Source organism: Oceanispirochaeta sp. (genome assembly GCF_027859075.1).
GTDB lineage: Bacteria > Spirochaetota > Spirochaetia > DSM-2461 > DSM-2461 > Oceanispirochaeta.
Genome location: NZ_JAQIBL010000104.1, coordinates 1 through 6,067, shown reverse-complemented (window position 1 = coordinate 6,067; position 6,067 = coordinate 1). Strand labels below are relative to the sequence as shown.

Here is a 6,067-nt window from a genome sequence, read left to right as displayed (position 1 = left end):
CAGTCTCCCCCTGCGGTGCCTGCCGGCAGGTTCTCAGTGAATTTGTAGACAAGAATTTCCCCGTTTTTTTTCAAGGTGGAAAGGGAAAAAGAATCCAACGTTCGATGGAAGAGTTATTTCCGGACAATGCGCTGGAAAACCTGAAAGACAGAAAATAGTTATTTGGAGAGTCGTTTCAGACGGGCCGCATTCTCAGACTGCTTTGCATCACTGTCCATTTTCTGTTTCCAGATATCAATCTTCTTTTTTAATTCTTCAATTTCTCTTTTTTGATTTGTCAGTGTATAAAAACGCTTCAGGGCTGACAGATAGTTGATGGCCGATTTAAAATCATCAATTCTGTTGGTAGAAAGTTCATATTTCATTCTGAAGTTATCCGCCGCACTCTGCAACAGCCTGCAGGTCAAGCGAAAATGCTCCAACCTGTCTCGAAATCCTTCGGACCTAGGGTCCATCCCGGGAACAAATTTTTTCAGATCAATCACATTCTTCGACAGAGTAGCCAGACGCCCTTCCAACTCAATGATAGACCACTTCCATTTTGAGTTGTCTCCAAAACCATCCTTGACCATCTGTATTGAAAATCCAAGCTTCCTGATAAGGGAATAGCGGCTTGATTCAGGATAATCCTGAACAGCATCAATCTTATTCGAGTAATCCGTATAAGGAACATCAAGATAATCAGAAAATACATCTTCCAGATAAATAATGATTTTATATGATATTTTACGTGCATCATTAAGAAACTTTTCATTTTTAATGCCTATAAGGTCAAGGGACAAATGATTCATAAGGAGATAATTGGATAAAATTGACAGGTTTTCTTCAGAGAGCTGCAGTTTTAGATAGGCACCACCGTCTTCCGCATTATCGATGAGAACCTGTATTTTTTTTTCCTGAGTCAGGTTCGATTCATTTTGAGTTTTATATTCTTTGATTTTCTCAAAATATCGGATTCGCGCTTCTTCACTGACTTTAGCCATTCAATTTCCCTTCAACCAGATGCACTTTTTAACAATTCCTTTGCATGAGTGAGTGACGCTTCCCCCAGAGTATCTCCTGAAAGCATCCGGGCTATTTCAGACACACGATCATGTCCTGAAAGAGCAAAAAGATCTGTTAGAGTCCTATCTTCTCTTTCTAATTTTTTAACCTTTATATGATTATCGGCATAAACAGCTATTGAAGCAAGATGAGTTATACATAATATCTGATGAAAGCCGGCCAGCTTCTTCATATGCCGGCCGATTGATGAGGCGATTTCACCGCCTATTCCCGAATCAATTTCGTCAAAAACAAGGATGGGGATCTGATCTGTACCAGCCAGAGCCGTCTTGATTGCCAACATAATTCTCGAAATTTCACCACCAGAAGCCACATCTTTTAGTGCCTTAAGAGGTTCTCCCTTATTGGCTGAAAAGAGGAACTCGACTCTATCAAGGCCGTTTAACCCGCATAAGACCTGCCCTTTATCCCCTGTTTTCTGCCCGATATCTACCGAAAACCGGGAAGAAGGCATCCCCAGAGGGATGAGTAGTTTCCGGACAATTTCTTCCAAAACTTGTCCGGCTTTCTTCCTTTCTTCCGACAAGATTCTGGCCTGATCTATCAAATCCTCTTCAAGAGCTCCTCGTTCCATCCTCATCTTGGACAGGCGATCACTGCTATTGTCTAATTCATCCAGTTTGTCCCTGCTCTTCTTGAGATACTCCTCAACATCACTCACAGTAGCCCCATATTTACGGCATAATTTTCTGATGTGAGCTAGCCGGTCTTCCAATGCCTCTTTGTCTTCGGGTGAAAATAAAAGATCATCATTGAGTGTTGAGATTGTATCGGCAATATCTTCCAGCTCATAAAATGCACTGGAAAACCTCTCTTTTAAAGATTGCTGTTCAGGATCGATATCACTCAATTTATTCAGAAGTTCAAGGCCGGTCCTCAGGGTAGAAAGACTGCCGCCTCTGTTTTCCGGGAGTATATTCAGCAGAGAATCCACAATACCATACAGCTGCTGGGCCTGTTCCATCCTTTTTAGAGAGGCCTTAAGACTCTCCTCTTCTCCCTCCATCAGATGAGCTTCTTCTATTTCATTCACCGAAAAACTGAGTAGATCCATATCTTTATCCCTGTCTTCCAAGGCTATTGTCAATTTTTCAATTTCTTCTGTCTTCTCTTTCAATCTGTTAAAAAGTGACTGGACTGCCCGGTTCAGATCTTCAAGTTTTCCGCTTTTATCCAGAAATCGCCGGTGCTGTTCAATGTAAAAGAGGGATTGATGATCATGCTGACCATGTATATCCACCAAAAGCTTACCCAGTTCATTTAGTTCGGGCAGAGTGAAAGGTCTAGATTGAATATAAACGGATCCCCGCCCTGTTGTTCTTATTTTTCTTCTTAAAATAAGGGTTTCTTCATCGGGATCAAGATCATGTTCTGTGAGCCAGATTCGAACATCCGGGGTCTCAATATGAAAGACAGCCGAAACTTCAGCCTCTTCATATCCGGTTCTCACAAAGGTACTATCGCTTTTGTTTCCCAGAACAAGACCCATGGCTCCTATCAGGACTGACTTACCTGCTCCGGTTTCACCTGTCAGGATATTGAGTCCCCGACTAAACTGGATGTGGGCTTCATCAATAAGGGCAAAGTTTTTTATGTGAAGCTCTTCAATCATGGGGTCCTCCCTTCCAGTCCAGCTTTTTTCGGACAACTTCATAAAAGTTCATTTTTTTGAAGCTTAAAAGGTCTGCGGTGTAACGGTGTTTTCTGGTAATGACCTCGTCTCCCAGTATAAGAGGAATCACGTCCTGCCCATCCAGGGTCAGGACAAGATTTGTCCTTTGCTGTTGACTCACAAGAATTGTCACTTCTTCCTCTGCAGGGATCACAAGAGGTCTGTTGGATAGGGTAAAGGGATTGATGGGGTTCACAACCATAGAGGAAAGTTCTGGATGTACGATAGGGCCCCCGGCAGCCATTGAATAGGCCGTCGACCCAGTCGAAGTAGCCAGAATTATACCATCCGCCCGGTATTCAATCACTTCCTGATTTGAAATATTCACCTTCAGATTCACAATCTTTGCCATACCAGTCGAACTGATAACACAATCATTAAGACAACAGAATGAAGCAATATCTTTTCCATCCCGCCGCAGAACCGTATTCAGCATGATACGATGGCTTATACCCATGGTTCCATTCTGAAAGGATTCAAAAGCCGTGATCCACTCATCTGGATTTACCTCGGCTAGAAAACCAAAGGTTCCCAGATTTATCGCCAGAATAGGCATATTCATACCGACACATAAACGGGCGCTATAGAGAACTGTTCCGTCACCACCCAACACGATAGCAAGATCAGCCTTTTCAAGTAAAAATTTCCCGGGATTACCATCAAAAGAGTGTTCTTGAACATGTATGCCTTTTTCAACAAGATAAATCATGATCTGATCATGTAGAGAAGAGGCACGTTCTTTTGAGAGATTAGTTATTATGAGGGCACTTTTTACGGCAGCCATAGATTTCCTTTAATGCCATAATGCTCAGGTATGTAACTGAATATTATGGTAATGTTGCCAATATCCTGGCAATTGATTCACTATTTGTTTTCCCCAAAGAAGGATACAAAGGAAAAAGAATACAATTCAGAATCAAAGTCTCTGCAACCGGACAGACGATCAGGTCTCCCAGTTCCTCTTCAAGACAACAGCCTTTGAAGGCTAAACTTGTTTCCACATTCTTTTTCTGAGCGTATTTCTGAATTTCCTGGCGGTTTCCTTTGACCAGAACTGGCAGAGATGACCGGATGATCCTTTCCTCAGAATTTCCATTTAAATATCCATGTTTTCCTTTTTGGAGTGATGATAAAAATAACTTGTAAATCTCTTCCCGTAATTCAAAGTTTTTTTCAAATTCTTTAATTTGACTGAACCCGAGAGCCGCATTCATGTCAGAAAGGAGAATCGTTTCATCAAAATTCTTCAATTCATCCTGTAAACGATCGCATTGTGCTTTATTCCGGGCCATAAGTGCAGAACCGCCACCCGTCGTAATTAGATCACTAGCTTCCAGTCTCATGAGCACCAGATCACCGGTATGACCTGCTGGAATTCTGGAAACGACTGAACCGTAACTGAAACTGATATCCTCAATCACAGGAACACCTGGATGTTCCCATTCAGAAAAGTCCCATTGATAACCGAACATGCCCATCAGAAGCAGGGCTCCCGTATTTTCATTGACCTTATCGAGAAAATCATCAAGATCGGGTACTGCTGTCATTGGATTCACATCAATGAATATGGGAATCAGTTCCATTTTTCGAATAACATGAAGATAGGTTTCCGGAACCAGTGGTGAGAGAATGAATTCCATACCGGCATTAAGCTGTAAAGTTTGGAAGGCAATCTCAATGGTCCTCTCATATTCTCTGAGAAGAGTACAGGATTTGACCTCACAGATCTGTTTAAACTCTTCAATGAGCTGTTCTGAATACTGACCCGGACCTATGTGGTCAGAAACCATGCAAGAGAGGACACTATCCATTTCTTTCCGTTTTATTGAGGGTCTGAATACAGGAATAGACATTTTAAGGATTTACATTACTTATATTTTGAAGTTCCTCTGGATCAAATAAGCGACGAATATCCAGAATAATCAGATAACCATCATCCTGATGGATGACGCCCTGTATATATTCACTACCAATACCGGTAATCATCTGAGGTGGTGGTTGAATCTGTCCCATATTTACAGAGACGACTCTGAGAACTTTGTCGATGATGACTCCTAATTGCATCCCGTCTAGATTTATAATGATAAATCCACTGAGCATGGCTTCATCCTCTGTCAATATCGCCTTATTGATATGAAATCTCTTATGAAGGTTTATAACCGGAATGATATCTCCTCTGAGGTTGAAGATTCCCTCAACATAAGGAGGAGCATTGGGTATGTCACGAACTTCCTGAACACTGTATATTTCTTTAACATCCATGATATTAATACCATAGTTTTCAACGCCAAGTTGAAAAGTGACCATTTGCAAAGTTGTATCTATCATTCAAATCTCCCTGCTTTATTATGTTCTATAATGATTCTAAAATCAATGACTTATATTCATAAGAAAGTCTTTTAAGAATGCATACAATTTCATGCTGAAAGGCCTTATGTTCCTTTTAAAATCCGAGGATCCCTGTGCATCGGCATGATCTGTCACAACGCGAAGACTCAGAAATCTGCAATTCCATTCAATTGATTTACTAAAGATTCGATAACTTTCCATTGTACAAACATCGGCCCTTATCTGATAAATCTTCTTATCCTCTTCATTCATAACCGCGTTTTCTACTTCCAGAAGGCGTACATATTGGACATCAGGATCATTTATATAAATAGGAGGAGAATGAAATAAACTTTCATTCTCCTTCAACAGAACTTTTCCCTGGACAATGGTACCCAGAAGCAGACCCTCTTTCAAAGAACCGCAACTACCGGTATCAACCAGGAGATCGGGTATCCCAAAAGTATCTTCATAGGCTGCCATAGCATCTTCAACACAGAAACCGCATTGCAGGAGATGTATTTCATGAACTTTGAAAAAAATTTTTGCAAGACGAAAAGTTTCAGGGAAGTCTTTTTCCACTGCACCGAAAACCTCACGGGCGGAATGAAATTCCTTCAGCATGGGTGTGATAATTAATATTTTCAAAACAGCCTCGTATAAAATATAATATTATATTCTTAAAGTGCATAGATATTGAAAAATAAAAAGCTTAATCCTTACTCAGACCGATTGAGTTTACAATTGGAAAGACTTCGGCAATCACTGGGCACAGATGCGTTCCTCATTCCATTCCGAACACGGAATTATAAATAGAAAAGCCCCTCGTCTTAATGACAAGGGGCTTAAGTTTAAAACGGCGGCTCACTCCGCCCTAACGGGCTTCGTCACGTTGCTTGCCTTCGGCAACCAACTTGCTACGGTCGTCGCCAAATAAAAAACCCCCAAACCGAAGATTGGGGCTATTTAATTGTTTGAACCGGCCACGACCAACTCTCCCAC

The 6,067-nt window shown here is 41.3% G+C and carries 6 protein-coding genes; all 6 read right to left on the bottom strand.

The features are described 5' to 3' along the window. Positions 1–158 precede the first annotated feature (158 nt). The 6 genes from PF479_RS05840 to PF479_RS05815 are packed head-to-tail and all read right to left on the bottom strand — an operon-like array spanning position 159 to position 5,713. A complete protein-coding gene (locus PF479_RS05840; RefSeq protein ID WP_298003447.1) occupies positions 159–983 on the bottom strand; it encodes a hypothetical protein in 825 nt (274 codons plus the stop codon). A gap of 11 nt (positions 984–994) precedes the next feature. Further along, entirely contained in the window at positions 995–2,677 is a 1,683-nt protein-coding gene (recN, locus tag PF479_RS05835) for a DNA repair protein RecN (RefSeq protein WP_298003444.1), read from the bottom strand. After that, positions 2,670–3,521, bottom strand: coding sequence for an NAD(+)/NADH kinase (locus tag PF479_RS05830; protein WP_298003441.1), 852 nt, complete (start codon positions 3,519–3,521; stop codon positions 2,670–2,672). Before PF479_RS05830 ends, recN begins: the two co-directional genes overlap by 8 nt. 43 nt (positions 3,522–3,564) lie before the next feature. Continuing rightward, positions 3,565–4,590, bottom strand: a complete 1,026-nt coding sequence (locus PF479_RS05825; RefSeq protein WP_298003438.1) for a DegT/DnrJ/EryC1/StrS family aminotransferase — start codon at positions 4,588–4,590, stop codon at positions 3,565–3,567. A 1-nt stretch (position 4,591) separates the two neighbouring features. Further along, positions 4,592–5,065: a chemotaxis protein CheW gene (locus PF479_RS05820; protein WP_298003435.1), complete on the bottom strand. Its 474-nt coding sequence runs from the start codon at positions 5,063–5,065 to the stop codon at positions 4,592–4,594. A 42-nt stretch (positions 5,066–5,107) separates the two neighbouring features. Beyond that, a complete protein-coding gene (locus PF479_RS05815; RefSeq protein ID WP_298003432.1) occupies positions 5,108–5,713 on the bottom strand; it encodes a hypothetical protein in 606 nt (201 codons plus the stop codon). Positions 5,714–6,067: the final 354 nt, after the last annotated feature.